Origin of the sequence: Vibrio sp. S234-5 (genome assembly GCF_000960595.1) — a bacterium.
Lineage (GTDB): Bacteria > Pseudomonadota > Gammaproteobacteria > Enterobacterales > Vibrionaceae > Vibrio.
Map to the genome: position 1 here is coordinate 1 of NZ_JZAM01000088.1, position 1,117 is coordinate 1,117.

The 1,117-nt window shown below is 42.2% G+C and carries 2 protein-coding genes and 1 pseudogene; 2 read left to right on the top strand and 1 reads right to left on the bottom strand.

The features are described from left to right. Positions 1–228: 228 nt before the first annotated feature. Together UF06_RS23595 and UF06_RS03605 are read left to right on the top strand one after the other, a co-directional pair. Positions 229–372: pseudogene (locus UF06_RS23595) on the top strand (DUF3265 domain-containing protein). A 15-nt stretch (positions 373–387) separates the two neighbouring features. After that, positions 388–1,041: a hypothetical protein gene (locus UF06_RS03605; RefSeq protein ID WP_045569222.1), complete on the top strand. Its 654-nt coding sequence runs from the start codon at positions 388–390 to the stop codon at positions 1,039–1,041. Here the strand turns inward: UF06_RS03605 and UF06_RS23600 are convergent. After that, the coding region (locus UF06_RS23600) for a transposase (RefSeq protein WP_045569239.1) at positions 994–1,117 on the bottom strand (124 nt) is incomplete at its 5' end. The two genes, UF06_RS03605 and UF06_RS23600, sit on opposite strands and share 48 nt — an antisense overlap.

Sequence of the window (1,117 nt, forward strand, 5' to 3'; positions counted from 1 at the left end):
TATCCTTTACGACTACATGGTCAAGTGCATGCAGGAGTTAGCGAAAGCGGAACCTGATATCGATGCACTCCTGCCTTGGAACTTCAAACACTAACAATATCGCCCCGTGGGTTCATGGGGCGGATACGGCTTATCCGTTCCAATTTGGGTTTTGGCTGAGCCATGGCCTAATAAATCGGTTAAGGACCGCATGAACAGACTTATTGCTGAATCAATAGGTTCAAACACATAACAAGGCGTTTAAGAGGGATTCATGCCGCGTGGCATTTTTAGTATGCGGTGAGTTTTAGTGGTGAAAGTGGTCTGCGGAAAGCTGGTTTATGCGGCATTCACCCCTTAACGCAGCGTTATGCATGTTGGCCACCAATATAATAAGGCGTATTGTTCATGAGTAAAAATAGCTCGCAGAGTGCGTTCGCATTGATAAAGTTCTTTAGTCAAAAGGAGCATTATCTAAGTTTTTTAGCAGGAACAAGTTTGTTTCGTACGCCTCATTACTACCGTACTTGTGAAGATATTGGTCGAGGTGATCGAAATGAATCTTGCATACTATTTTGGGATAGAAAGCTTGGTGGACCTAAGCCTAAGTTCATTAGGCCAGATGGCTTAGAAATGAATGATAAAGAGTTCGAAAGTGTATTAGTTTATCCTGTTCATGAGCAACATGATGCTTGGATGCAATCTTGGGCTATTATGGGCCCTCACAATGATTTTGAGGGAGCTTTGGAGCGGATGCAGCAAGAATTCGGGCTGTTTTTCGTTATTTTGCCTGCGAATAGAATTCAGGACTACGCACAGTTAGTAGAAAAAGCTAGTGGCTTAAAAGTCAGTTTTGGTGCAGTTCAATACTCAGAAGATCCAACAGAGCGCTCTCTGACAGTAAAAGATTCCAGATTTAGCTATCAAAAAGAGTTTAGGTTTTTTGCTGGGTATTGCCCCAAAGGAGAGTTGGAAGAAAAGTTTTTTGAATTACCTGAACTTAGAAATTTGGGTTCATCCGGAAAATCGATACTTCGCCTCATGACTGGCTTTGATTTTTAACTCAAAAAATTCCCAATCACGATACCCATAGGCGACTTTGTTCAGCGTCTTTATTCGGTTGTTCACACCCTCTACT

Excerpts from the sequence above, each read along its gene's own strand:
- UF06_RS03605 (WP_045569222.1), top strand. The coding sequence starts at position 388 with ATGAGTAAAAATAGCTCGCAGAGTGCGTTCGCATTGATAAAGTTCTTT.